This is a genomic window from Nocardia inohanensis NBRC 100128 (assembly GCF_001612945.1).
Classification (GTDB): Bacteria; Actinomycetota; Actinomycetes; order Mycobacteriales; family Mycobacteriaceae; genus Nocardia; species Nocardia inohanensis.
In genome coordinates, this window is the sequence record NZ_BDBK01000019.1 from 1 (window position 1) to 24856 (window position 24856).

Annotated in this window: 28 protein-coding genes; 15 read left to right on the forward strand and 13 right to left on the reverse strand. The window is 68.1% G+C overall.

The window, feature by feature from the left end; translation table 11 throughout:
- On the forward strand, positions 1-589 hold a 589-nt coding region (locus NI1_RS34465), incomplete at its 5' end, for an AMP-binding enzyme (RefSeq protein WP_157535501.1).
- On the opposite strand, the gene NI1_RS34470 is transcribed toward NI1_RS34465, so the two are convergent.
- Positions 542-901, reverse strand: coding sequence for a hypothetical protein (locus tag NI1_RS34470; protein WP_067829918.1), 360 nt, complete (start codon positions 899-901; stop codon positions 542-544). The genes NI1_RS34465 and NI1_RS34470 overlap by 48 nt on opposite strands.
- 38 nt (positions 902-939) lie before the next feature.
- Here NI1_RS34470 and NI1_RS34475 point away from each other — a divergent pair, with 38 nt between their 5' ends.
- The 4 genes from NI1_RS34475 to NI1_RS34490 all read left to right on the forward strand — a co-directional run bounded on the left by NI1_RS34475 (position 940) and on the right by NI1_RS34490 (position 2803).
- Positions 940-1125: a hypothetical protein gene (locus tag NI1_RS34475; protein ID WP_067829922.1), complete on the forward strand. Its 186-nt coding sequence runs from the start codon at positions 940-942 to the stop codon at positions 1123-1125.
- Positions 1067-1294 carry a DUF6879 family protein gene (locus tag NI1_RS40200; protein WP_369690162.1) on the forward strand — a complete coding sequence of 76 codons (228 nt, stop codon included), beginning with the start codon at positions 1067-1069 and terminating at the stop codon, positions 1292-1294. The genes NI1_RS34475 and NI1_RS40200 overlap by 59 nt, the downstream gene beginning before the upstream one ends.
- A 160-nt stretch (positions 1295-1454) precedes the next feature.
- Positions 1455-1976, forward strand: a complete 522-nt coding sequence (locus tag NI1_RS34485) for a DUF6879 family protein (RefSeq protein WP_067829930.1) — start codon at positions 1455-1457, stop codon at positions 1974-1976.
- Positions 1973-2803, forward strand: a complete 831-nt coding sequence (locus tag NI1_RS34490) for a helix-turn-helix domain-containing protein (RefSeq protein WP_067829934.1) — start codon at positions 1973-1975, stop codon at positions 2801-2803. The genes NI1_RS34485 and NI1_RS34490 overlap by 4 nt, the downstream gene beginning before the upstream one ends.
- Before the next feature lie 65 nt (positions 2804-2868).
- Here NI1_RS34490 and NI1_RS34495 read toward each other — a convergent pair whose 3' ends face one another.
- Entirely contained in the window at positions 2869-4122 is a 1254-nt protein-coding gene (locus tag NI1_RS34495) for a serine hydrolase domain-containing protein (RefSeq protein WP_067830366.1), read from the reverse strand.
- A 147-nt stretch (positions 4123-4269) separates the two neighbouring features.
- Here NI1_RS34495 and NI1_RS34500 point away from each other — a divergent pair, with 147 nt between their 5' ends.
- The gene (locus NI1_RS34500) at positions 4270-4887 is read left to right on the forward strand and encodes a class I SAM-dependent methyltransferase (protein WP_067830369.1); all 618 of its coding nucleotides are present in this window, start codon (positions 4270-4272) and stop codon (positions 4885-4887) included.
- A gap of 6 nt (positions 4888-4893) precedes the next feature.
- Here the strand turns inward: NI1_RS34500 and NI1_RS34505 are convergent, their stop codons facing one another.
- Entirely contained in the window at positions 4894-5292 is a 399-nt protein-coding gene (locus NI1_RS34505; protein WP_067829937.1) for a VOC family protein, read from the reverse strand.
- Positions 5293-5441: 149 nt separating this feature from the next.
- Between NI1_RS34505 and NI1_RS34510 the strand changes: the two genes are divergently transcribed.
- Positions 5442-6833 (forward strand): alpha/beta hydrolase family protein, encoded by a 1392-nt coding sequence (locus NI1_RS34510; protein WP_067829940.1) that lies wholly within the window; start codon positions 5442-5444, stop codon positions 6831-6833.
- 55 nt (positions 6834-6888) lie between these two features.
- Here NI1_RS34510 and NI1_RS34515 read toward each other — a convergent pair whose 3' ends face one another.
- Positions 6889-8319, reverse strand: a complete 1431-nt coding sequence (locus NI1_RS34515; RefSeq protein WP_067829943.1) for an MFS transporter — start codon at positions 8317-8319, stop codon at positions 6889-6891.
- 104 nt (positions 8320-8423) lie between these two features.
- Between NI1_RS34515 and NI1_RS34520 the strand changes: the two genes are divergently transcribed.
- The gene (locus tag NI1_RS34520) at positions 8424-9386 is read left to right on the forward strand and encodes a LysR family transcriptional regulator (RefSeq protein ID WP_067829945.1); all 963 of its coding nucleotides are present in this window, start codon (positions 8424-8426) and stop codon (positions 9384-9386) included.
- Here the strand turns inward: NI1_RS34520 and NI1_RS34525 are convergent.
- The gene (locus tag NI1_RS34525; protein WP_245663554.1) at positions 9367-9792 is read right to left on the reverse strand and encodes a winged helix-turn-helix transcriptional regulator; all 426 of its coding nucleotides are present in this window, start codon (positions 9790-9792) and stop codon (positions 9367-9369) included. The two genes, NI1_RS34520 and NI1_RS34525, sit on opposite strands and share 20 nt — an antisense overlap.
- On the opposite strand from NI1_RS34525, the gene NI1_RS34530 reads away from it, so the two are divergent.
- On the forward strand, positions 9787-10203 hold the full coding sequence (locus NI1_RS34530; protein WP_067829948.1) for a YybH family protein: 417 nt from the start codon (positions 9787-9789) through the stop codon (positions 10201-10203). The genes NI1_RS34525 and NI1_RS34530 overlap by 6 nt on opposite strands.
- 10 nt (positions 10204-10213) lie before the next feature.
- Here the strand turns inward: NI1_RS34530 and NI1_RS34535 are convergent, their stop codons facing one another.
- Both NI1_RS34535 and NI1_RS34540 read right to left on the reverse strand, forming a co-directional pair.
- Positions 10214-10897: a response regulator gene (locus NI1_RS34535; RefSeq protein ID WP_067829951.1), complete on the reverse strand. Its 684-nt coding sequence runs from the start codon at positions 10895-10897 to the stop codon at positions 10214-10216.
- Entirely contained in the window at positions 10879-12603 is a 1725-nt protein-coding gene (locus NI1_RS34540; RefSeq protein WP_245663555.1) for an ATP-binding protein, read from the reverse strand. Before NI1_RS34540 ends, NI1_RS34535 begins: the two co-directional genes overlap by 19 nt.
- Before the next feature lie 163 nt (positions 12604-12766).
- Between NI1_RS34540 and NI1_RS34545 the strand changes: the two genes are divergently transcribed.
- From NI1_RS34545 to NI1_RS34555, 3 genes are read left to right on the forward strand one after another with little or no spacing between them, the layout of a single operon-like run.
- Positions 12767-13594, forward strand: coding sequence for an ABC transporter ATP-binding protein (locus NI1_RS34545; RefSeq protein WP_067829956.1), 828 nt, complete (start codon positions 12767-12769; stop codon positions 13592-13594).
- Positions 13584-14471: an ABC transporter permease gene (locus NI1_RS34550; RefSeq protein WP_067829959.1), complete on the forward strand. Its 888-nt coding sequence runs from the start codon at positions 13584-13586 to the stop codon at positions 14469-14471. The genes NI1_RS34545 and NI1_RS34550 overlap by 11 nt, the downstream gene beginning before the upstream one ends.
- 3 nt (positions 14472-14474) lie before the next feature.
- The gene (locus NI1_RS34555; protein WP_067829962.1) at positions 14475-15527 is read left to right on the forward strand and encodes an ABC transporter substrate-binding protein; all 1053 of its coding nucleotides are present in this window, start codon (positions 14475-14477) and stop codon (positions 15525-15527) included.
- Positions 15528-15564: 37 nt separating this feature from the next.
- On the opposite strand, the gene rarD is transcribed toward NI1_RS34555, so the two are convergent.
- On the reverse strand, positions 15565-16473 hold the full coding sequence (gene rarD, locus NI1_RS34560) for an EamA family transporter RarD (RefSeq protein WP_067829965.1): 909 nt from the start codon (positions 16471-16473) through the stop codon (positions 15565-15567).
- Between the two features lie 102 nt (positions 16474-16575).
- Between rarD and NI1_RS34565 the strand changes: the two genes are divergently transcribed.
- Both NI1_RS34565 and NI1_RS34570 read left to right on the forward strand, forming a co-directional pair.
- The gene (locus tag NI1_RS34565; RefSeq protein WP_067829968.1) at positions 16576-19023 is read left to right on the forward strand and encodes an HAD-IC family P-type ATPase; all 2448 of its coding nucleotides are present in this window, start codon (positions 16576-16578) and stop codon (positions 19021-19023) included.
- Positions 19024-19170: 147 nt separating this feature from the next.
- Positions 19171-19998 (forward strand): PhzF family phenazine biosynthesis protein, encoded by an 828-nt coding sequence (locus tag NI1_RS34570; RefSeq protein ID WP_067829971.1) that lies wholly within the window; start codon positions 19171-19173, stop codon positions 19996-19998.
- A 42-nt stretch (positions 19999-20040) separates the two neighbouring features.
- Here the strand turns inward: NI1_RS34570 and NI1_RS34575 are convergent, their stop codons facing one another.
- The gene (locus NI1_RS34575; RefSeq protein ID WP_067829974.1) at positions 20041-20955 is read right to left on the reverse strand and encodes an ADP-ribosylglycohydrolase family protein; all 915 of its coding nucleotides are present in this window, start codon (positions 20953-20955) and stop codon (positions 20041-20043) included.
- Between the two features lie 152 nt (positions 20956-21107).
- On the opposite strand from NI1_RS34575, the gene NI1_RS34580 reads away from it, so the two are divergent.
- Entirely contained in the window at positions 21108-21626 is a 519-nt protein-coding gene (locus tag NI1_RS34580; protein WP_067829977.1) for a pyridoxamine 5'-phosphate oxidase family protein, read from the forward strand.
- 22 nt (positions 21627-21648) lie between these two features.
- On the opposite strand, the gene NI1_RS34585 is transcribed toward NI1_RS34580, so the two are convergent.
- The 4 genes from NI1_RS34585 to lspA form a co-directional block, all read right to left on the reverse strand.
- Positions 21649-22470: an acyl-CoA thioesterase domain-containing protein gene (locus NI1_RS34585; RefSeq protein WP_067829979.1), complete on the reverse strand. Its 822-nt coding sequence runs from the start codon at positions 22468-22470 to the stop codon at positions 21649-21651.
- Positions 22471-22543: 73 nt separating this feature from the next.
- A complete protein-coding gene (locus tag NI1_RS34590) occupies positions 22544-23191 on the reverse strand; it encodes a hypothetical protein (protein WP_067829982.1) in 648 nt (215 codons plus the stop codon).
- Between the two features lie 3 nt (positions 23192-23194).
- Complete coding sequence (locus NI1_RS34595) at positions 23195-24121, reverse strand: RluA family pseudouridine synthase (RefSeq protein WP_067829985.1); 927 nt, start codon at positions 24119-24121, stop codon at positions 23195-23197.
- On the reverse strand, positions 24118-24699 hold the full coding sequence (gene lspA / locus NI1_RS34600) for a signal peptidase II (RefSeq protein WP_067830375.1): 582 nt from the start codon (positions 24697-24699) through the stop codon (positions 24118-24120). Before lspA ends, NI1_RS34595 begins: the two co-directional genes overlap by 4 nt.
- Between the last annotated feature and the right edge of the window lie 157 nt (positions 24700-24856).

Below are 24856 nucleotides of genomic sequence, written 5' to 3' on the forward strand. Positions count from 1 at the left end.
GGACGGAAACGACCTGGGCGACAAGGACGCCGACGGCCTGCTGGTCCTGGACCAGCCCTGGCCCGCCATGGCGCGCGGCATCTGGGGCGATATGCAACGTTTCCAGGAAACCTACTGGGATAGATTCGCCTCCGCCGGCTGGTATTTCGCCGGAGACGGCGCCCGCCTCGATACCGACGGCGATCTCTGGGTGATGGGCCGCGTCGACGACGTCATGAACGTCTCCGGCCACCGCATCTCCACCGCCGAGGTGGAATCCGCGCTCGTCGGCCACTCCGGCGTGGCCGAGGCCGCCGTGGTGGGCGCGTCCGACGCCACCACCGGCCAGGGCATCGTCGCCTTCGTGATCCTCACCGCCGAGGCCACCGACACCGGCGCGGCCCTCATCGCCGAACTGAAAGCCGAAGTCTCCCGCGAGATCTCCCCCATCGCCCGCCCCCGCGATATCCACATCGTCCCCGAACTCCCGAAGACCCGCTCCGGCAAGATCATGCGCCGCCTGCTCCGCGACGTGGCCGAAGGCCGCGAACTGGGCGACACCTCAACCCTGGTGGACCCCACCGTCTTCGAATCCATCGCCCGCCGCTGACGCCCACCGGGCATACGTGTTCTCGGGCCTCACCGTGATCACATCGAGTTGCTTCACCAGCGCCGCCGGAATCTCCCCGGCGGCGAAGTGCTGCGGGCCAGGAACAATGACCGCTTCGGCATCCAGCCGAATCGCCTGCGCCCGCAGCCGCGCCAGCGGCGGCCGCCCGAACTTGGGGTCGTAGACGACCATGCCGGAGAAGTCGTAGCCGTACCGCTCGGCCACCCGCCTGATCCGCTGTTCATCCCAAAGCTGGGCGATACCGGATACATCAGTCCGCAGATATCCCGAAGCCGTTGTCTTATAACGCATTACCACCCTGTCTCGCGGCCTACCAACCCAGCCACTCCATGAAGCTCGAGCATTCCGCCGGGGAAGCTGAACAGCCGCGAACCGACACGGGCCGCGGCACTTTCACTCTGACCGGGCAGCCGGTCACCGATGAGGCGACGCTGAGCCAACTGGATATCGCCGAAGATGAGACTGCGATCGTGGTTCCGAAGCGAGAGAGGACGTTCTACGGTGCGACCGGATGACTTCTGGTTGTTCGATGACGAGCTGGTGATCTTCTCCGCGTTCGGGCAACACGGGGGTTGGTCGGGCGCGATGACCACCGATCCCCACCTTGCCGCTTACTGTCGTGAGCTGAAAACGCGGTTCTGGTCGGTGGCCGGCCCGTACCCGGAGTACGTCAACCGGAGCTGACGATCACCCAACCGCGAGAGATCAAGATCTATCACCGGACGTGGAACCTTCACCTTGTCCGGAGCTCCGGTCACAGACCCCGAGGCCCTCGGGCAGATGGACATCTACCCTGACGAGACCTGTGTGGAAGTGCCGAAGCTAGGAAGGACGTTCTACGGCAATGCAACTAGTGCAGGGTGAGGCGTTCAACGACCTGTTCCGCGCAGCGCGGCGCGAAGCGTTCCACCTCGAGGTCAGGGACGACTACTACCCTCCGGACTATCCACCGCTCGTACGATTCCTCGCTGGAAAGCCGGAGGACTATGCATGGTTCCAGCCGTGGCTGAACCATGTACGGGAATCGGTCGCCCGCGGGGTGGCGGTGAATCGGGCACGAGTCGTTTCCACCCCTCACAACGACTACACCCGATACGCGAAACATGTTGCCCGCCTCAATGCGGAGGCCGGCGAAGATGTGCGGTACCTGTCGCGCCACCTGATCGACGCTGGCGACTTGACCACCGATGACTGGTGGATCTTCGATGACACGGTTGTCGCTTTCACGGTCTTCGAGCCCGGAGAATATGGACGTTGGGTCGGTGGCGCGGTGACCAGCGACCCTCGGATCATCGAGTACATCCGCGCGGTAAAAGAACGAGTTTGGGCTCGGGCCGTCCCGCTGTCGGAATATTGCGAACCGTGACGAGTTCGCTCGAGCAGGCCAAAGAGGCTCTCGGCGTCAGACTTCGAGAGCTTCGCCTCGATGCGGGCCTGACCGGCACCGAGCTGGCCCGCCGCGCGGGATGGCATCAAACCAAGGTTTCGAAGATCGAGTACGGCAAGACCAGACCCACCGACGACGACGTCCGGACCTGGTGTGCCCTGACCGGTTCCGAAACTCAGCTGCCCGACCTGATCGCCACCCTGCGCAACATCGAAGCCGCCTGGCTCGAATGGCGGCGCGTGCTCGGCACCGGAACCAAACGGCGGCAACAAGCGTCGATCAAGCTGGAGGCCGGCACCGAAGTCATGCGGGTATACCACCCGTTCCTGATTCCGGGTCTGCTCCAGACGGCGGAATACGCCGAAGGTGTGCTTCGGCGCGTCATCGAATTCCAGCAGATACCCAATGACATCGACGAAGGCGTGTCCAAACGCATGGAACGCCAACAGATTCTGTATCGACGGAATCATCGGTTCCACTTCGTCATCGCGGAGCAGGCTTTACGGACCACGGTAGGCGACGACCGCGCCATGGTCGGGCAACTCGACCGGCTGCTGGCCGTCCTAGGCATGCCGAGAGTTGTGCTCGGCATAGTTCCGGCCGAGTCGCCGTACCGGGTATCGATGACGAACTTCACCATGTTCGACAAAGCCAGAGTCATGATCGAAACCGTGACGGCGGAGCTGACGGTCACCCAACCACGAGAGATTGCCCAGTACGGTCGCGCGTTCGACATTCTGGCCGGGCAATCCGTGACCGGCGAGGGTGCTCGCGCATTGATCCGGCAGGCGCTCGCGTACCGGTAGCGGATGCGCGGGCTTTGCACGGCACAGCGCCCGGCCGAAATACGGCCGGGCGCTGCGTCTTCCGGTCAAGCCACTTCTCGCACCGGGACAAGGTTGGCGGTACGGCGTACGGCGTGCGCGCCCCGGACCGCCAGCGGCAGCACCCATGCCGACGCGAGTTGCTCGTTGACCAGCGCGCCCATGCTGAGCCGGTTGTGTACGAAACCGATCGAGATGCCGGAGGCGGGGTCGGCCCAGCCGAGCGAACCGCCCAGGCCGATATGGCCGAAGCCGCCGCGCGCGCCGGGAATCGGCAGCGAGTGGTAGCCGAGATGCCACATCATCGGCGCGTAGCCGAGGGCGTGATCGAGCTGGTAGGTCTCGATGCGGCGCATCGCTTTGACGGTGCGGGGCGAGAGGTAGCGGTGGCCGTTGTGCATGCCGCCGTTCGCGATCGCGCCGTAGAGGGTGGCCAGGCCGGACGCGGTGCAGACACCGTTCCCGGCAGGCATCTCGGTATCGAGCACCGGCGGTTCGTCACCGTCCACCAGACCCTCCAGGCCGGGCAGGAACAGGCAGCGGGCCAGCGTGCCGAATACCGCCGGGAAACCGTAGGCGCGGCCCAGGAACATCGAGGTGTAGGTGCTGCCCACCGGGGCGAGCCGGTTGCCGAACAGGTTGGCGGCGACCGTGGAGGAGCCGGCCGGCGGACGGCCCAGATGGATGCCGTCGGTGCCGAGCGGTTCGGCCACCTCGGTGCGGAACAGTTCGGCCATGCCGCGGCCGGTGATCGCGCGCGCCAGACCGGCCAGCAGCCAGCCGAAAGTCAAGGCGTGATAGGCCGGAACGCCCAGCAGGCGATCGGGTTTCGCGGCGGCGAGGTTGGCTTCCATCAGCCGGTGATCGAGCACATCGTCCAGGCCGCGGGCGATCGACGGCAACCCGGAGAGCCCGGCGCGATGGGTCAGCACCTGCCTGACCGTGATGCGTTCCTTGCCGCCCGCCGCGAACTCCGGCCAGTAGGCGGCGACGGGGGCGTCGTAGTCGAGCAGACCTCGGTCCGCGAGCCGGTGGATGACCGTGGCCGCGACGCCCTTGGTGGCGGAGAAGACGACGGAACCGGTATCGGCGGTCCAGGCGGTATCGGCCGACCGCTCCCCCACCCAGATCTCGGCGAGCGTCTCACCGTGCCGATGCACCGTGACCGCGCCCCCCGATCCGGGCCGGCCGCCCATCCGTCGCGCGAAAGTACGTACCAGCGGCCCGAATTCGGCGGCGGCGTACCCGCCGACACCGGCGGGTAGCCCGGCTGACCCGGGGGAGGAAGCGTCATTGCTCACGGGTTCCACGGTACGAGTCCGTTCGCCCCGGGGGCAATGATTCGCGCGTCGGCGTTATTCCCGTTGTCCGAGAGGTTATTCCGGATGTCCGATCGGTGACGGGAGCGTTATGCCGACGGCGGTGTGAAACACGGGCATGATGGGTACGTGGGCATATACGAAGACCGGGTGCTGCCGCACCTCGTCGACCTGGCATGCGGATCCCGATTCCTCGATCCGACGCGCGAGCGGACCTGCGCCGGACTGCACGGGCGCGTGGTGGAGATCGGTTTCGGCTCCGGGCGCAATGTGCCGTTCTATCCGGCGCAGGTGCGGTCGGTGAGCGCGGTCGAGCCCGCCGACCTGGGCTGGAAGATGGCGGCCGAGCGGGTCGCGGCGGCTACGGTTCCGGTGGAACGGGCCGGGCTGGACGGCCGGTCGCTGCCGTTCGAGGACGATTCGTTCGATTCGGCGCTGTCCACCTGGACGCTGTGCACCATTCCCGATGTCGAGGCGGCGCTCGCGGAAATCCGGCGAGTATTGGTTCCCGGCGGCACTTTTCATTTCGTCGAGCACGGGCGCGCACCCGATGCCGAGGTCCGGACCTGGCAGCGCCGCTTGAATCCGATTCAGAAGGCGCTGGCCGGCGGCTGTCATTTGAATCGCGATATTCGCGGGCTGGTCGAGGCCGCGGGATTCGAAATCCGCGACCTCGACGCCTTCTACGAGAAGCACACGCCGAAACCCTACGGCGCGCTGTCCCTGGGCGTGGCGGTCACGCCCTGACCGTGGCTACTCGGGCCACCCGCCATACGGGACGGTGATCATCTCCAGGTAATGACCGGCGGGATCGCGGAAGTAGATGCCGCGCCCGCCGTCATTGTGGTTGATCTGCCCTTCCGCCTGGCCACGCGGGTCCGCCCAATAGGTGAGCCCGCGCTCCTGGATCTTCGCGTAGCCCGAATCGAATTCGGCCTCCGAGACCAGGAAGGCGTAGTGCTGCGGCTGAATGCCACCGGGAAGATCGGGGGGAACATTCGCGAAGTCGAAGGTCACGTCATTCGCCACCTTGACCGGAATGAACGGACCCCATTGCTCCCCCACCTCCAATCCGAGGATGTCGCCCCAGAATCGGGCGGATTCCCGGTTGTCGTTACAGCCGACAATGGTGTGGTTGAACTGAATAGTTATCGGATTTCTCCTGTGTCCGTGGCGATCCCGACCCTGGACCGGTACAAGTCGGCCGACAGGAGCACCGCCACCGGATCGAAGTTAGCGAATGCCCGCCCGCTCCGCCAACCATCCTGTGGCGGGCGTCACAGCGCGCGTAGGCTGGGCTGGTGCGTACTTTGCGGTCGCTATTGCCCGTCGTGTTCGTCATCGTCGCCCTGGTGGCCGCGGGCTGCTCGCGCTCCGGCCAGGAGGCGGCGCCCGCGCCGCTGACCGGCGATTGGCACGGCACCATCGAGATACCCGAGCATCCGCTGCCGGTGGGGGTCAGCTTCGCCAATGACGGCAAGGGCACCATCGACATTCCGCTGCAAGGGATCTCGGCCAAGACCCTGACCGGGGTGCGGACCGACGAAGACGCGGTGGCCTGGGGGTTCTCCGCGGGCGGCGGGGAGGCGTCGTATCGGGGAACCTACGACAAATCCTCCGACAGCATCAAAGGCGATTTCACGCAGGCCGGTCAGCAGTTCACGCTGAACCTCACCCGCGGAAAGGTGGAGGGACCGGTCCGCCCGCAGGAGCCGAAACCGCCGTGGCCGTACAAGTCCGAGGACGTCAGCTACCCGAGCGGGGATATCACCATCGCGGGCACGCTCACCGAACCGAACACCGGCGGACCCTTCCCGGCCGTGGTGCTGATCACCGGCAGCGGCGCGCAGGACCGCAATGAGAGCCTGCTGGGGCACAAACCCTTCCTGCTGCTCGCCGATACGCTGACCCGCGCCGGGTACGCCGTACTGCGGACCGACGACCGGGGCGTCGGCGGCACCGGCGGAAACCTCGACCACTCCGGCTACCAGGCGCTCGCCGACGATGTGGGTGAGAGCGTGAAATTCCTGCGCGGCCGATCCGAAATCGATACCGCGCGAATCGGATTGCTCGGCCACAGCGAAGGCGGCTACCTCGCGCCGCTGTACGCGTCCCGGCCGGACAGCGGGGTGGCGTTCGCGATCCTGATGGCCGGGCCGTCGGTGCCGGGCTCGGAGGTGGTGCTGGAGCAGAATCGGCTGATCCTGCGGGCGCAGGGCGCGAGCTCGGAGAAGATCAGCGAGCAGGTCGGGTTCCTGTCCGGGCTGACCAATATCTTCCGCACCGGCGATCTCGACGCGGCGAAGCGGTTCGCGCACGAGCACAATGACGCGCTGCCCGCCGAGGAACGCGTCTCCGACGAGGAGATCGACGCCATGGTCACCCAGTACTCGTCGGCGCTGTTCACCTACGATCCGGCTCCGGCCCTGTCCGCCTTGCGAATTCCGGTGCTCGCGTTTTACGGGAGCAAGGATCTCCAGGTGCCCGCCGCGCAGAACGAAGGCCCGGCGCGGACGCTGCTGGCGGCGGATCCGGATGCGACGGTGCAGGTCTTCGACGGGTTGAATCATTTGATGCAGCCCGCCGGCAAGGGGACGCCCGACGAGTACGCCGGGATCGAGACCACCATCGATCCGCAGGTGCTGAGTTATGTGACGGAGTGGATCGGGCAGCGGTTCCCGGCGGCACGCTGACGCCGCACCGGGCCGCGCTGGTGACGGCGCGACATCCGGTGCCGCCGAGGCGATTTCACGCTCGCGCGGTGCGATAGCCGACCGCCACGGTGGCGGCGGCCAGCAGCACCAGCACACCGACCAGGGCGAGGCCGGTCCCCATGGCGTCGGTGAACGCGGCGGTGTCCGGGGTGTCGTGGGCGCTGCCGGTCAGGGCGGTGCCGATCACAGCGACGCCCAGGGCCGCGCCGAATTCCCTTGCGGCGGTGTTCAATCCGGCGCCCATCCCGGATTGTTCGGCGGGCAGGGCGGCGATCACGCCGGTGGTGAGCACCGGTGCGCAGAAACCCATACCGGCGGAGAGCACGACCAGGTAAACGGCGTACAGCGGATACGGGGTGTTCGCGTCGGCGGTCGCCACCGCCAGCAGGCCGAGGCCGATCAGGGCCAGGCCACCGGCAGCCGGAAGCGCTGCGCCATAACGCATCTGGACGCGAATCGCGTAACGCGGCACGAACATCATGCCCAGGGTGAGCGGGATGAGGGCCAGGCCGGTGAGCGCCGGGGAGAATCCCTTGGCGTACTGGAGATATTGGGCGTTCACGAAGAACAGCGCGAAGAGGCCGAAGAAGCTCGTCGCGGTGCCCAGCAGGGCGATACGCAATGGGCGGGAACGGAACACGCGCGGATCCACGAGCGGATACTTCGCGCGCAACAGGTAGGCGGTGAGCACCGCCAGCAGGAGCACGCCGAGCGCGAATCCGGCCAGCACCTCGGGGGCGGCCCAGCCACGCGCGGGTCCTTCGATGATGCCGTAGAGGATCGCGGTCGCCCCGAGGGTCAGCAGCACCGCGCCGATCGGGTCCGGGGAAGCCGTGCGGCGGGGAGTACGCGGCGTGCACCGGGCGACGGCGAGCGCCAGCAGCGCGGCCAGTGGCACCACCGACCAGAACAGCGCCCGCCACGGCAGGTACTGCTGCAACAGGCCGCCACCGATATTGCCCAGCGCGCCACCCGATCCCACGGCCAAGGTCCAAGCGGCCAGCGCCTTGCCGCGCGCCATCGCATCGGGGGCGAGGGACACCAGGATCGCCATGGTGGCGGGCATGATGAACGCCGCACCCGCACCGGAGACGGCTCGCCCGGTGATGAGTACCGCCATGTTCGGGGCGAGCGCGCTCATCGTCGCGCCGAGCATGAATACGGCCAAGCCGGTCAGCAGCGCGCCCTTACGTCCGTAGCGGTCACCGAGGGCGCCGGCCGGGATGAGCAGCCCGGCGAACACGATGACGTAGGCGTCGACCGTCCACAGCAGCTGTTCGCCGCTGGGATGCAGGCCGGACCGGGTCAATACCGGGATGGCCAGGTTGATGGCGGCCACCATGCTCTGCGCCAGCGCCACGCAGGCGCACAGGGTGAGCACGATGATCCGCGGAATACGTTGCGGTGGTGCGGTTTCGGATGGGGCGACGGCGGTTCGAGCCGCGCCCGGAGACAGGGAAGACACAGAGAACTCCTGACGGAAACGTCATGGTGGCTATCGGTGTCGCGACGTGTTCGACGGTAAAGTGCGCACAGGAATTACTCAAATGCAAGTTAGGTAACTATTAAATGCATGAGACGCAATCGAACGGGACGCCGCGCAATCTGGACCTGAACCTGCTGGTGGCGCTGGACGCCCTGCTGGCGGAGCGCAGCGTGACGGGCGCGGCCGAGCGATTGCGGCTGTCCGAACCCGCCGTGAGCCGAGCGCTGGGCCGCATCCGCAAGGCGCTGGGCGATCCGGTGCTGGTGCGCGCCGGGCGGACCATGACCCCGACGCCGCACGCGCTGGCCATCGAGGCCGAGGTGCGGGAGCTCGTCGAGCGCGTGCAGGCGCTGTTCGCCGCGGCGGGCAACACCGATCTGCGCACGCTGGTGCGGGGCATGACCCTGCTCGTGCCCGATGTGATCGCCGCCGCCTACGGTCCGGCGCTGCTCGCCCGCGCGGCGGCCGAAGCGCCCGGACTGCGCCTGGGTTTCCTCCAGGAGAGCCATATCGACCTGCCGGTACTGCGCGAGGGTGCGGCCGATCTCGAGGTCGGCATAATCGACACGCGCGCACCGGAAATCCTCACCGAGCCGCTCTTCGACGATCACATGGTCGGGCTGGCCCGCCCGGGTCACCCCCTGCTCGCCGAGCCGGTGACCGCCGAAAGTTTCGCCCGGGCACGGCATTTGATCGTCTCCCGGCGCGGCCGCTCGCACAGCCCGGTCGACACCGAACTGGAGCGGCGCGGCCTGCGCCGCACGGTGGCCGCCACCACCAGCACCTTCACTTCGGCCCTGTTCCTGCTGCACGGCAGCGACCTGATCGGGCACATTCCGCAACGGCTGAGCCATGTCGCCGAACAATTCGGCCTCACCACCTTCCCCCTGCCCTTCGATCTCCCGGCCCTGCCCTTCGCCATGGCCTGGCACCCGCGTCAAGACGCCGACCCCGCCCACATCTGGCTTCGCGACACCGTGCGCTTCGTCATGCGCGAACCGTCCCCGCGCCCGGTATCCGCGACCGCTACTCCGACAGCTCGCTGATCACCGTCCCGGTCCGGTACAGCTCGATCAGCAAGGGCCGCAATGCTTCTCCCGCTGCCGTCAGCCGATACTCCGACCGCGGCGGAAACCCGGCCACCCGGGTGTGCGTCACCAGCCCGCGCTGCTCCAGCACCCGCAACCGCTCGGTCAGCACCTTCGCGCTGATCACCGAAAGCCGCTCCCGCAGTGCCCCGAACGACATCTCCCCGTGCATCAACTCGCGCAGCACCAGCGTCGTCCAGCGTCCGGCCACCGCCGCCAGCGCCACCTCGACCGGACACCCCGCCTCCGGCCGATCCGTCCGCCCGCGCTCCCCCGGCACCAGCTCCGCATCCCAAACCCGCTGCTCACCATGAGTTTCCGTTTGGTAACTCACCTCGCGCCCCGCTTCACTCGCCGTATGCACACCAACTCCAACCCCGAAACCCCCGCCGCCCCTTCCCTCACCACCGATCCCGCTCACCACCCTCATGTCTTCGCCGCCGCCTTCAACACCGGTGACCCCGCCGCGGTAGCAGCCGTCTACGACCCCGCCGCCGTCTTCGTCCCCCACCCCGGAACGCCCGTCACCGGCCCCGCTCTCGGTGCTGCCACAGCCGAATTCCTCTCCCTCGGCCTTCCCATCACCGTCCGCCCGCGCCACACCTACGTAGCCGACGACATAGCGCTGCTCATCGTCGACTGGACCATCGAAGGCATCGCTCCCGACGGCACCCCCACCCATATCGAAGGCACCGCGACAGACGTGGCCCGCCGCTCCCCGGACGGCCGGTGGCGCTATCTGATCGACAACCCCTTCGGCGCCGCCGCCCCTTGACCCTGTGCGGCTAGGCGGGCCGGCGGCCCGGCGAGTATTCCTGTTCGGGGCGGCCGGTGCTGCCGTAGCGCAGTTGCATGCGGAGCTCGCCGGAGCCGACCAGGACGGCCAGGTGGCGCTGGGCGGTGGCGCGGGACATGCCGGTGGCGGCGGCTACCTCGGCGGCGGAGAGCGGAGCGGTGGCGGCCCGGATCGCTTCCAGCACCAGGGTTTTGGTCGGCGAGGCGGCCGTCGCGGTGGCACCGGGAGCGGTGGTGGCGGCCGCCGGGCGTAGCGCTTCGAGTGCGGCGTCCACGTCGCGCGGGGTGACCTCCGCGGCGGAGAGGATGCGGCGGTAGCGGGCATATCCGGCCAGCCGGGCAGCGAGGGTGGCGTGATCGAAGGGCTTCACCAGGTAGCCGAGCGCCCCGGCCGACAGCGCCGCGCGCACCGTCTCGGCTTCGGTGGCCGCGGTGAGCATGATGGCGTCGCAACGCATTTCCCGAACCAGGTCGATGCCGTTGCCGTCCGGCAGATAGACATCCACCAGGGCCAGGTCGACGTCGGTGCCGCTCAGCAGTTCCCGGGCAGCCGCCAGCGTGTTCGCGGTCCCGCCGACGGTGAAACCCGGTAGCGCCGTGACGATTCCGGCATGCAAGTTCGCCACCCGGAAGTCGTCATCGACCACCAGCACCGTCAGATCCGTTCGGCCCACGCCGCTTCTCCTTCCACCAAGACCCCCGGTAGTCGTGCGATGAACTCAGCCCCCGGCAGCGCCTCGGCGGCGAGGCCGGCACCGCCGGGGTGAGCAAGGCGGACATCGCCGCCGAGGGCGCGGGCGATCTGCCGGGAGAGGGCCAGGCCCACGCCGCGCCCGCCCGGGACGCCGGGACCGGGCCGGGTCGAGACGCCCTCGGTGAAGATGGCATCCGCCAGGTCGGCCGGGACGCCCGCGCCGCTGTCGGCCACCGCTATATGCAGGGTCGAATCTTCTTGGAGGAGTTCGACTTCCACTTCGTGCGGGGGCGGGCCGAGGCGAGCGGCTTCTATCGCATTGTCGATGAGGTTGCCCAGGACGGTGGTGACATCCACCGGGAGAACGAGGGTGGCGTCGACCCAGGTGTTGGGACCGAGGCGGAGCCGTACGCCGCTTTCGCGGGCGTGCGCCGCTTTGGCCGCGAGGAAGGCTTGCAGATAGGGGTCGTGAACGGCGTCCGTGCCGGGGAGGGCGGCGCCGAGCGGGCCGGAGCCCAGCAGCTCCGAAATATATTGCGCGGCTTCGGAAGGGCGGTCGTCGTGCAGGAGGCCGTTGAGCAGGTGGAGGCGGTTGGCGAACTCGTGACGCTGGGCGCGCAGGACGGTGCTCATGGAGCGGACGGCATCCAGTTGGCGGGTCAGCGATTCGATGTCGGTGCGGTCGCGGACGGACAGGACGGCACCCAGGTCACGGTCGTCGCGGCGGACGGTGCGGGCGGTGACGACCACGATGCGGTCGCCGACGGTGGCCTGCACCGGCACCCCGTCGGCGGCCCGGAAGACTTGCAGCACACGGGGAGTCAGACCGATTTCGTCGATCGGGCGGCCCGGGATCTCACCGATACCGCCGGAGACGTCTGCGGCGAGGCCGAGCAGGCGGCGGGCCTCGTCATTGACGACGGTGACGCGCCAGCGGTGGTCGGCGGCGACCACGCCTTCGCCGATGCCGTGCAGGACGGCGTCTTGTTCGCGGACCAGTTCGGCCAGTTCCCGGGGTTCCAGGCCGAGGGTGAGTCCGTGCCAGCGGCGGGCCAGCAGCAGGGAGCCCGCTACCCCGGCGAGCAGGGCGAGGCCGACCAGGAGTCCGGCGCGGCGGAGGTCGCGGACGAGTTGTTCGTGGACGGCTTCGGTGGAGATGCCGACGCTGACTTCGCCGACCACTTGTTCACCGTTGGGCCGGAGGATGGGGACCTTGGCGCGGACCGATTCGCCGAGGGTGCCGCGTTCGCGGATCATCACCTCGGAGCCGGCGAGGGCCTGGGAGGGGTCGGTGCTGACGCGTTCGCCGAGGCGGGTCCGGTCGGGGTGGGCGAGGCGGATGCCGGCGTCGTCGGTGATGACGACGAAGAGGGCGTCGGTGCGCCCGCGGGCCGCGTCGGCGATCTGCTGGACTTCGCCGGCGGCGAGTTCGGCGGTCAGGTCGGGACCGGATACGAGGGTTGCTTCGGAGTAGCGGGAGACCTCGGCGCGGACCTCCGGATCGGAGGCGACGGTACGCGCGACGGCCAGCGCCCGTTGCCCGTATTCCCCGGACAAGCGCTGGTTGCCGACGTAGGCGAACACCCCGAACGCAATGCCCAGGGTCAGTGCGACGAGGACCACCTGTAGCAGCACGATCTGTGTCCGCAACCGCACGGGAAACGCGCGGCGGCCGAACACGCTCATCGGGTCAGTGTAAGCAGAGTGCGTGAGCACAATGCGCACAATGCCGCTATTGCCGCTTGCGCGGGTTGTGCGCACAAGCTCCGGTCATGTGACCCAGGGCACTTAACGTACCTGCATCGGTCGCACGTCACCCCCGTGCGGCGCAGGACAACAGGAGCTGTCAATGAACTCCCCACGCATCGAGAGCGGCTCTCCGCTCATCGAACTGAGAGGCGCGACGAAGCGCTTCCCGGGCACCGGCGGTGGCATTCACACCGCGGTGCGGGATCTGAACTTCACCGTGGCGCCGGGCGAATTCGTCGCGGTGGTCGGGCCGACCGGCTGCGGCAAGTCGACCACGCTGTCGCTGGTCTCCGGCCTGGAACCGGCCTCGGCCGGGCGCACCCTGGTGCACGGCAAGGACGTTCGCGGTATCCCGGACGGCGTCGGCTACATGTTCCAGCAGGACGCCGTGCTGCCCTGGCGCACCGTCATCGACAATGTCGCGCTGGGCCCGCGTTTCCGCGGCAAGGGCAAGGGCGAGGCCCGCGAACGCGCCCAGGAGTGGGTGGCCAAGGTCGGCCTGGCCGGGTTCGAGAAGTACTACCCGCATCAGCTCTCGGGCGGCATGCGCAAGCGCGTCGCGCTGGCGCAGACCCTGGTCAACGAGCCCGAGATCATCCTCATGGACGAGCCCTTCAGCGCCCTCGACGTGCAGACCCGCCAGCTCATGCAGGACGAGTTGCTGCGTGTGTGGTCCGGCACCGGCGCGGCCGTCATCTTCGTGACCCACGATCTGGAGGAGGCCATCGTGCTGGCCGACCGCGTGGTGGTGATGACCGCGAGCCCGGCCACCGTGTGCGGCGACTTCACGGTCACCCTCGAACGCCCGCGCGATGTCGAAGAGGTGCGGCTGACCGAGGAATTCCGCGACCTCTACAAGGAAATCTGGGAGACGCTGCGCGATCAGGTCGATGCGGCGCGCAAGAAGGGAGCCTCCCGTGTCGCTTGAGGTGATGTCCGAAACCGCGAAGAGCGCACCGGAATTCGAGGTCGAGACCGAGGAGCAGATCCTGGCGCGGGTGCGCAACAGCGCCCGCAGGGCCAAGGCCCGCACCTGGGGTCTGCGCGCCCTGCTGGTGGCATTGTGGCTGGGCTCGTGGGAGCTGACCGCCTCGCTGTGGATCGATCCGTTCTTCTACTCCAAGCCGTCGCTGATCTGGGATCGCCTGGTCGAATGGTTCACCGAGGGAACGCAATTCGGTTCCATCTGGTTGCAGCTGTACACCACCGTGCAGGAGGCCGTGCTGGGCTTCGTGATCGGCACCGTGGCCGGCATCGTGCTGGGCGTCCTGCTGGGCCGCTCGCGCTACTGGGCCGATGTGCTCGCCCCGTTCATCAAGGCGCTCAACGCGGTTCCGCGTATCGTGCTGGCCTCGCTGTTCATCATCTGGTTCGGCCTGGGGCTCAGCTCCAAGGTGGCCACGGTGGTGGTGCTGGTGTTCTTCGCGGTGTTCTTCAACGCCTTCACCGGCGCGCGTGAGGTCGACGGCAATGTCATCAACAATGCGCGCATCCTGGGCGCGAACCGCACCCAGATCCTGGGCACCATCGTGCTGCCGTCGGCCACCACCTGGATCCTGTCCTCGCTGCACACCGCCTTCGGTTTCGCGCTGATCGGCGCGGTGGTCGGTGAATACGCCGGCGCCAGCAAGGGTTTGGGCCTGCTCATCTCCAATGCGCAGGGCACCTTCGACGCGGCCGGCATCTACGCGGGCATGATCATCATCACGGTGGTGGCGCTGGTGGCGGAGTGGCTGATCGGCATCGCGGAGAACCGCCTGCTGAAATGGCGTCCGTCGCAGTCCGGTTCGGGTCACGGGGTGTGAGGCATGAAGTATCGCAAGCCTTTCGCGCTGATCGCCCTCGCCGTCTCCACCCTGCTGATCACCACCGGCTGCCGGGACTCCCGCGCGATTCCGGTGCAGAACGGGCGGCCGCAGATCACCATCATGGTCGGCGGCTTGGAGAAGGTCATCTACCTGCCCGCCATGCTCACCCAGCAACTCGGCAATTTCGAACGCAATGACATCGACGTGCAGCTGCTGGGCGAACAGTCCGGCGCGAACGCCGAAACCGCGCTGCTCACCGGCGATGTGCAGGCGGTGGTGGGGTTCTACGACCACACCATCGACCTCCAGGCCAAGGATCAGTGCATCCGGACCGTCGTGCAATTCGCCGATGTGCCGGGCGAGGTCGAACTGGTGTCGAAACAGGACGCGGCGGCCATCAAATCGCCCGCGGACTTCAAGGGCCGGAATCTGGGCGTTACCTCGCTCGGTTCCTCCACCGACTTCCTCACCCAGGGCCTGGCCGGTCAGGCGGGCTTGAGCACCTCCGACTACACCCGGGTGAAAGTCGGTGCGGGACAGACCTTCATCGCGGGCATGAACCATGACGGCATCGACGCGGGCATGACCACCGACCCGACCGTGGCCAAGATGGTCAGCTCGGGCGAGGCCGAGGTCCTGATCGATATGCGCAACGAGGAGGGCACCCGCAAGGCGCTCGGCGGCCTCTACCCCGCGGCCTCGCTCTACATGCGTTGCGAGACGGTGGAATCCCATCCCGATATCGTGCAGAAGCTGGCCACCGCTTTCGTGCAGACGCTGCGATGGATCAAGCAGCACTCCCCCGAGGAGATCGCCGCCAAGATGCCGTCGCAGTACGCGGGCGGCAACCCCGACCTGTACGTGAAGTCGGTGCGCGATTCCATCAGCATGTTCAACGGCGACGGCCTGATGAAACGCGAAGGGGCGGAGAACGTCCTGCGCATCCTGGGCCAGTACTCACGCAATGTGAAACCGGTCCGCGACCGCATCGACCTGGACGCCACCTACACCAACCGGTTCGTCGAGAGCGCCCAGGGCGTCGAACAACCCTGAGTCCCGGGAACCGCGCATCTGATGAGGGGTGCGCGGTTCACGGCTGTTCCGGGACGGCGACCGGCACCTGTGCGCGCCTCGACCGCCGCACGGCATCGAAGGTGAACACGCCCAGCGCCAGCCAGATCAGGGCGAACCCGGCCCAGCGCGAGGCCGGCATGGATTCGTGCACCACCGCCACGCCCCAGGTGAGCTGGAGCGCGGGCGTCAGGTATTGCAGGATTCCCATGGTGGACAAGGGAACTCGCTGGGCGGCCAGCGCGAAGAGCAGCAGCGGCACCAGCGTGACCGGCCCGGCGGACATCAACAGCGCGGTATGCGAGGCACTGGATCCGAAGGTGGCATTGCCGGTCACCGCGAAGGCGATCACCGCGATGAGCGCGAACGGCGCGGCCGCCAATCCCTCGGCCGCCAGGCCGGGCAGCGCGTCGAGCTTGATCACCTTCTTGACCAGGCCGTAGGTGGCGAACGAGCAGGCCAGAATCAAGGCGATCCACGGTGGCCGCCCGTAGTCGACGGTCAGCACCACCACGGCCGCCGCACCCAAACCCAGTGCCGCCCACTGGATCCGGCGCAATCGCTCGCGGAAGATCAGCACCCCGAACGCCACCGTGACCAGCGGATTGATGAAATACCCCAGCGCGCACTCCACCACCTGGTGCGAGATCACGCCGTAGACGTACACACCCCAGTTCATCGACAGCGCCGCCGACGCCACGAACGCCAGCCGCCAGGTCCGGCCGTCGATCCTCCGCAGCTCGCCGATCCGCCCCGATACCGCCAGCAGCGCCAGCGCCACCACCAGCGTCCACAGAATCCGTTCGGCCAGCACCTCCCCCGCACTGGCGAAGGCGAGCAACCCGAAGAACGCCGGGAACAACCCCCAGCACAGGTACGCGCCGACGCCGAAGCTGACACCCAATTCCTGCTGAGATCGTTCGCCCACCGAACTACCCTAACGCGCGGTCATTACCAGCCGAAACGAAATCCTCGGACCGCCGAGCGCCGCTCACCTGCGTTTTCCGGACAGGCATCTAGGCTGTTCGGCATGTCGATCACGACGCAGGAGTCGAGTACGCCCAGTCCACCCACGTTGGGGCTGAGTGCAGCCGAGGTGGAGCAGCGGCGACGGGACGGGTTGACCAATGACGTGCCCGAGCGGGCCAGCCGGTCGGTCGGTGACATTGTCAAGGCGAATGTGTTCACCCGGATCAATGCGATCCTGGGTGTGCTGTTCATTCTGGTGCTGGCCACCGGGTCGATCATCGACGGGATGTTCGGGCTGCTGATCGTCGCGAACAGCGCGGTCGGCATCATTCAGGAGATCCGGGCCAAGAACACCCTCGACAAGCTGGCCATCGTCGGGCAGGCGCAGCCGATGGTGCGGCGCGAGGGCAAGGCCACCGCGGTCGCGCCGCAGGAGGTGGTGCTCGACGACATCATCGAGCTGGGGCCGGGCGATCAGATCGTCGTCGACGGCGAGGTGGTCGAGGCCGAGCTGCTCGAGGTGGACGAATCGCTGCTCACCGGTGAAGCCGATCCGATCGAAAAAAGCGTTGCGGCGCAGGTCATGTCGGGCAGCTTCGTGGTGTCGGGCAGCGGCGCGTACCGGGCCACCAAGGTCGGCAAGGACGCCTACGCGGCCAAGCTGGCGGATGAGGCGAGCAAGTTCACCCTCGTCAAGTCCGAGCTGCGCAACGGCATCGACACCATCCTGAAAGTCATTACCTACCTGCTGATTCCGGCGGGTCTGCTGTCCATCTACAACCAGCTGGTGTCGAGCAAGGAATCCTGGCGGCCCGCGGTCAACGGCATGGTGGCCGCGCTGGTGCCGATGGTGCCCGAGGGCCTGGTGCTGATGACCTCGATCGCGTTCGCGGTCGGCGTGGTGCGACTGGGGCGGCGGCAGTGCCTGGTGCAGGAGCTGCCCGCGATCGAGGGCCTGGCCCGGGTGGATGTGGTGTGCGCGGACAAGACCGGCACGCTGACCGAGAACGGCATGCGGCTCTCGGAAGTCCGCGCGGTGGGCGACATTCCGGAGAGCGAGCTGCGCACCGTGCTCGCCGCCATGGCCGCCGATGATCGGCGCCCGAACGCGTCGGTGGCGGCCATCGCGGAGGCGCTGACCGATGCCCCGGGCTGGCAGGTGAGCGGGATCGCGCCGTTCAACTCGGCCAAGAAGTGGAGCGGGTTCTCCTACGGCGAGCACGGCAACTGGCTGCTCGGCGCGCCGGACGTGCTGCTGGATCCGGATTCCGAAACCGCCGATGTCGCACAGGAGGTCGGTGCGCAGGGTTTGCGGGTGCTGCTGCTGGCCAGTAGCGACCGGCCGGTCGATGCCAAGGACGCGCCCGGCCACGTCACCCCCGCCGCGCTCGTCATTCTTGAGCAGAAGGTGCGCCCCGACGCCAGGGGCACCCTCGAATACTTCGCCTCCCAGCACGTTTCGACCAAGGTGATCTCGGGCGACAACGCCAGGTCGGTGGGCGCGGTGGCCGAATCGCTCGGCTTGCAGGGCGGTGCGCACGCGGTCGACGCGCGGAAGCTGCCGACCGACCAGAACGAACTGGCCGATGTCCTGGAGAACCAGACGGTCTTCGGGCGGGTGCGGCCGGATCAGAAGCGCGCCATGGTGGGCGCGCTGCAATCGCGCGGCCACACCGTCGCCATGACCGGTGACGGCGTCAACGACGTGCTGGCCCTGAAGGATGCCGACATCGGCGTCGCCATGGGTTCGGGCAGCCCGGCCACCCGGTCGGTCGCGCAGATCGTGCTGCTGGACAACAAGTTCGCCACCCTGCCCTACGTGGTCGCCGAGGGCCGCCGGGTGATCGGCAATATCGAGCGGGTCTCGAACCTGTTCCTCACCAAGACCGTGTACTCGGTGGTGCTGGCCTTCCTGATCGGCATCGCCGGAATCGGTTCGCAGATCTTCCATTACAAGGCGATCGGGTATCCGTTCCTGCCGCGGCACGTGACCATCGCGGCCTGGTTCACCATCGGCATTCCGGCGTTCATCCTGTCGCTGGCGCCCAATAACGAGCGGGCACGGACCGGATTCGTCGGGCGCGTCATGCGATTGGCGATTCCGTCCGGCGTGGTGATCGGCGTGATGACGTTCATCTCGTATCTGATCGCGTACCAGGGCCCGGACGCCGGCGAGACCGAGAAGGTGCAGGCCGGGACCACGGCGCTGATCACGCTGCTGATCATCGCGGTGTGGGTGCTCGCCATCGTGGCGCGGCCGTGGAACTGGTGGAAGATCCTGCTGGTGGCGGGTTCCGTTGCGGGATACCTGATCCTGTTCAGCATTCCGTTCACCCGGCACTTCTTCAAACTCGATCCCTCGAACGTGGCGCTGACGACATCGGCGATCGTGTGCGGGGCCATCGGCGTGGTGCTGGTGGAGGTTGCCTGGTGGGTGCAGGCGCGTTTGCGGGGACAGACGCCGCACCTGCTGCCCGCGGCGCCCGAGGAGGTCGTCGAAAAGCGCTGATCTCAGCGACATTCGGCAATACCGAGCACGGCGGCGGACCAACCGGTCTGCCGCCTTTGCTTTACATCCAAACTGGTCGCATGGTTTGGCTCGCCGTGAACGGCCTTGTCCTGGGCAGACATTGAATCCACGGGTACCTTGGGCGACATGGAGGTCCTCCTGCACCAGATCGACGCGTTCGCCGACGCACCGTTCTCGGGCAATCCGGCAGCCGTCATGCCATTGCTGAACTGGCTCCCGGACGAGCTGTTGCAGCACCTCGCCGAGGAGAACAACCTCGCCGAAACCGCCTTCTACACTTCGGCGCTACCCGTGGACGCCGGTGCGCCCCCGGACAATTCACCCGCCTTCCACCTGCGCTGGTTCACCCCCGCCGTCGAAGTGGACCTGTGCGGCCACGCCACCCTGGCCGCCGCCGCCCAGATCCTCGACGACATGCACCCCGGCGCGGACCGCGTCCACTTCTACACCCGCAGCGGCTGGCTGCGCGTGGACCGCGACCGCGACGACCTGGTACTCGACCTGCCGGTGGTGTCGTCGGTAGAAATCGGTGTGCACGAGGACATTCCGCAAGCCGTCGCCAAGGCCCTGGGCGTCCGCCCCCTGCGCGCCTACGAAGGCACCGACCTCATCCTCGTGGTCACCGCCGAACACGAAGTCCGCGACGTCCGCCCCAATTTCTCCCAGTTCCCGAAGCTCAGCCGCGCCGCCATCCTCACCGCCGAAGGCGACGAGATCGACTTCGTCTCCCGGGTATTCGCCCCCGGCGTCGGCGTCCCCGAGGATCCGGTCACCGGTTCGGCGCACGCACAGCTGACACCACTGTGGGCCAAGGAACTCGGCCGCACCACCATGTCGGCCCGCCAGCTCTCCTCCCGCGGCGGCGCGCTGCGATGCACCCTCACCGGCGAACGAGTCCGCCTCTCCGGCCGCTGCCGCCGCTACCTCGACGGCGTGGTCCGCCTGCCCGACTGAGGTTTTCGCCGATGCGCGCGCCCGCACAGACGGGCGCGCGAGTCAGCGTTCGACGATCCGCTCGGTCAAGGTCACCAGATCGTTCGCGCGATAGCCCGGGTACCCGTGCAGGATCTCCACCCACTCCGCCGGGATCGCCGAGGCGCCCCACCGCGCGCCCAGCAGCCCGCCCGCGATGGCGGCCGTGGTGTCGGTGTCGCCGCCGGCGCGCACCGCCGATTCCAGTGCGGCGGGCAGGGAATCGCTGTGGGTGATGGCCCACCAGGCCGTCTGCAAGGCGTGCACGACCCAGCCGTTCTTCGGGAAGTCTTCCGGCACACCGTGTTCCGCGCTGTCCAGCAGGGGCGCCCAGAAGCCGGCGTCGACGATCGAAAGGGCTTCTCGCACACCGTCGTACGTGCCGTACAGGACGGCGTGGCGGATGGCGAGGGACCAGAGTTTGCAGGCCTGCATGGCCTGGGGGTCGTAGTGGGTGAGGGAGCTGACCACGGCGGCGGCCTTGGCGCATTTGATCGGCTCGTCGTCGAGGTAGGCGAGGGCTACCGGGGCGGTGCGCATGAGCGACCCGTTGCCGGCTTTCAGGCCGTGCAGTTCGTGGGCGTGGATCTGCATCTCGCGGCCCGAGAGACTGCGGTGGCGCAGCACCTGGCTGGTCTGCGCGCCGACATCCTTGGGTCGGGTGTCCCACCAGGCGATGAATTCGCGTGCGACGGCGTCCAATCCGGCTTCCTCGTGCAGCTTGCCCACCTCGGCGGCGGCCTTGGCCACCGCGATCGCCATCGACGTGTCGTCGGTCCACTCGCCCGGCGCCCAGTCGAACGCGCCGCCGCCCTTCATCCGGATCACCACATCCGGTTTGGGGTGGGTGAACTCGTAGCCCGCGCCCAGCGCGTCCCCCGCCGCCGTCCCCAACAGCACGCCCCGGGCCCGATCGGCCTGCTCGGCAGTCAAAACCATCGGTTCACGACCCCTCTCCTCAGCTGAGCTTCCCCCAATCTTGCACAGTCATCCGACAGCGCCGGGGTCCGGGACATACTTGTCGGGCCGGAACCGATGAATCCGCCGCGCGCCGCCCGTCTCGACTCGTAGCACCGAAACGAGGAGGAATCATGCTGCCCGATCCCATCGAAGCCACCGACCTCAATATCTACGAGCCCGCCGAACTGCCCTGGAGCCTGGTCCGCAAGCACTTCGAGGCGGGCATCGGGCTACCCGAGACACCGGCTTTCCTGGGCACGGTCGACCCGGACGGGCGTCCGCATTCGACCGGTATCGGACCCGTGGAATACCAGGGGTCCATCTACTTCACGAGCGGCCCCGGAACCCGCAAATCCCGGAACCTGGCCGCGAACCCGGCCTGCACCCTGTCCTTCCGGTTCCCCGAAGCCGACCTGATCTTCGAAGGCGATGCGACGCGCATCCTCGATCACGCCGAACTCGATCAGGTCACCGCGGTGTTCAACGCGGGCGGCTGGCCCGCATCACGCGCGGGTGACGCGGTCACCGCGCCCTACAGCGCCCAGAGCGCCGGACCCGGCCCCTGGTATCTGTACCGGTTCGACCCGCTGACCGCCGTCGCCCTGGGCCTCACCGACCCGCACGGCGCGACCCGCTGGCGCTTCCGCTGAATCGACTCGGATCAGCGCGATCTCAGTTCACGGTGGCCGGGATGGAGCGGCTTTCGGCGAAGGCGGCCAGATCGACCTGGCGGCGGGCATTGGACAGGCCGGTGATGACCGTGGCGCCGAGCGGGCCCGTGCGGTCGTACAGGGTGGCGGTGGCGGTGACCACGCCCGCGGACGAGATGTGGTCCTGGGCGCGCAAACCGACCTCGTGACCGATGGGCAGGCGGGACAGGGTCATGGTCACATCGCTGTTGATGAAGCCGACGCCCGCGGTGCCCCAGTTGCAGACCATATTGGTGCAGTCGGCGACGAAGGCGGCGCGCTGGAAGGGAGTGAGGGGTTCGCCCTCGACCAGGGCGGGCAGGTTCTGCCAGACGGCCTTGCGGAGATTGTTCGCCCCCGAGGCGAAGTCGGGGGTCCAGTCCTGATCGCCGGATTTGAAGTGCGGCGCTTCGCCGTAGGGCGAGTTCAGTTCGTAGGACGGGGTGGGCAGGTCGCGCTCGGCCTCCCACACCTGCCCGGGCGGCTGTTCGCCGACGGCAAGGTACATGACCGAGGCGCGGGCGCGGACCTCGTCGTGCTGCACCAGGGCGGCGTCGACGACCCGGACCCGGGTGCCGTCGCGGACCACTTCGCTGCGCAGGGTGATGGGCTCGTTCAGGACCGGGCGGAACAGGTCCACGGTGAAGCGGGCCGGAATGAAATCGGCTCGGGGAGCGTGGGTTTCCAGTTCGCGGGCGAGCAGGCCGCAGACCGCGGTGCCGGCCAGCTGGGTCTGCGACCACGCGCTCACCGACATCGTCGTCGCGACGAAGCGACCGTCCACCTGCTCGAAGAATGCGACCATCGCGTCGGTTCCCTTTCGACTGCACAACCTCATTGAATTAGAACACGTTCTAGATCAAAGGGCATCGCACGGGTCAGCTCACCGGGACCGGGCCGTCGTCCACGGGTGCGGTGACGGTGGCCGAATACTCCGGGAGCAGCGGTGATACCGCGAAGACACCGGCCGAGGCGTCCGGCGGCAGGGCTTCGACGACACGGACTCCCGGCTGGGCGGCCAGGTTCCGCAAATCGGGCAGGGTGGCGTGCACGACGATGCCGACCACACAGGCGCAGTGCGCGTGCAACCGGGCGGCGACCACCTTCTGGACGTCGGCCTGACGGCCCGCCGGCACCGGTGGATATTCCACGATGTAGCCCGCCGAATCGATCGACCGCACCGCTGCCGCCTCGCCCGCGGGCACCCCGATCGAAACGATCGGCGTGGCGACCCGGTCGATCGCCACGTGATAGTCGACCTCCGAAATCCGGTGCCCGGCAGCGTATCCGGGCACCCGATCGGCGGTGACGCGCTCGGTGAGCGAGATCAGCGCCCAGTGCAGGCCGGTATCGTTGCCCTGCAAGGAGTTCCGGGCGCGAACCAGGTACTCCTCGATCCGCTCGCCGTAATCCGGCCCCAGCCGATCGGTGGCGATGACACCGGGACGGGGCGGTATCGCCACCCCGAGCACGATGTCGAGCACCACGAGCAGCACTGCGATCGCGGCGATTACGGCACGTTTCACCGGCTACACGCTACGGAGTACATCCAGGGCGTGCGAGAGGTCGGCCGGGTACTCGCTGGTGATCTCGATCCAGCGGCCGTCGGCCGGATGGTTGAAGCCCAGCTGCCGGGCATGCAACCACTGCCGTTCCAGGCCCAGCCGTTCGGCCAGCCGCGGATCCGCGCCATAGGTGAGGTCACCACAGCAGGGGTGCCGCACCGCCGAGAAATGCACCCGGATCTGGTGTGTGCGACCGGTTTCCAGGTGGATGTCCAGCAGGCTCGCGGCCTGGAACGCTTCGACGGTGTCGTAGTGCGTGACCGAGGGCCGGCCGTCGGCGGTGACCGCGAACTTCCAGTCGTTGCCGCGCGCGCGGCCGATCGGCGCGTCGATGGTGCCCGAGCTCGGATCCGGATGTCCTTGCACCAGCGCGTGATACCGCTTCTCCACGGTCCGGTACTTGAACGCCCGCTTGAGCTGGGTGTACGCGTGCTCGGACTGCGCCACCACCATCACCCCGGAGGTGCCGACATCCAGGCGGTGCACGATGCCCTGGCGTTCGTGCGCGCCGGAGGTGGAGATGCGGTAGCCCATGGCCGCCAGCCCGCCCACCACGGTCGGCCCGGTCCAGCCCACACCGGTGTGCGCGGCCACGCCCACCGGCTTGTCCACCGCCACGATGTCGTCGTCGGCGTAGAGGATCTTCATGCCGTCCACGGGCGTGGCCTCGACGGTGAGTTCGCGCTTGGGCTCGGGGAATTCGACCTCCAGCCAGGCCCCGCCGGTGAGCCGGTCGGATTTACCCGCCGCCACGCCGTCGAGCTGCACCGCGCCCTCCTCGGTCAGCGCCACCACCGCGGTGCGCGACAGGCCGAGCAGCCGCGACAGTCCGGCATCGACACGCATGCCGTCCAGGCCGTCGGGCACGGGCATGCTCCGGGTTTCCCTCATACCGTCTTCTCCTCCGCGTTCTCGTCCTCCTGGTTCCGCCCGGCACGGGTGCCGTCGGGCTCGAAACCGAATACCGTCAGGGCCACCAGCAGGATCGCGCCGCAGACGATCGCCGAATCGGCGACATTGAATACCGGCCACCAGCCGACCGCCACGAAATCCACCACGTGGCCCTGGAGCGGGCCGGGTGCGCGGAAGAGACGATCGATCAGGTTGCCGAGCGCGCCGCCGAGCACCATGCCCAGGCCGATCGCCCACGGCACCGAGCGCAGCGTGCGGCCGATGCGAATGACGCCGACCACCACCGCGGCCGCGATCAGGGTCAGCAGCCAGGTCATGCCGGTGGCCATGGAGAACGCCGCGCCCGGATTGCGCACCAGGCTCAGGCGCACGAAATCGCCGATGAGGTAGATGGGCTGACCCGGCTTCAGCTGTGCCACCACGATGGTCTTGGTGAGCAGATCCAGGCCGAGCACCAGGGCCGCCAGGGCCAGCAGCAACGGCAGTCGCTTGTGCCCGGCCGTGTGCGGTGCTGCGGCACCGGCCTTTTCGGCGGCGGCCGTATCCGAGCGGTTCATCTCGCTCGCGGACTCGGCCTCCGCGCGGGTTTCGGCGTCCGCGCCGGCCGCCTCTCCGGTGACGGGTACGTCAGCTTCTTCTGCCTCGGGATCGCGCGGCCGGTCGGTACTCACGCGACACATCATTCCTTATCGCAATGGGTTGCCCGGGCGCGGG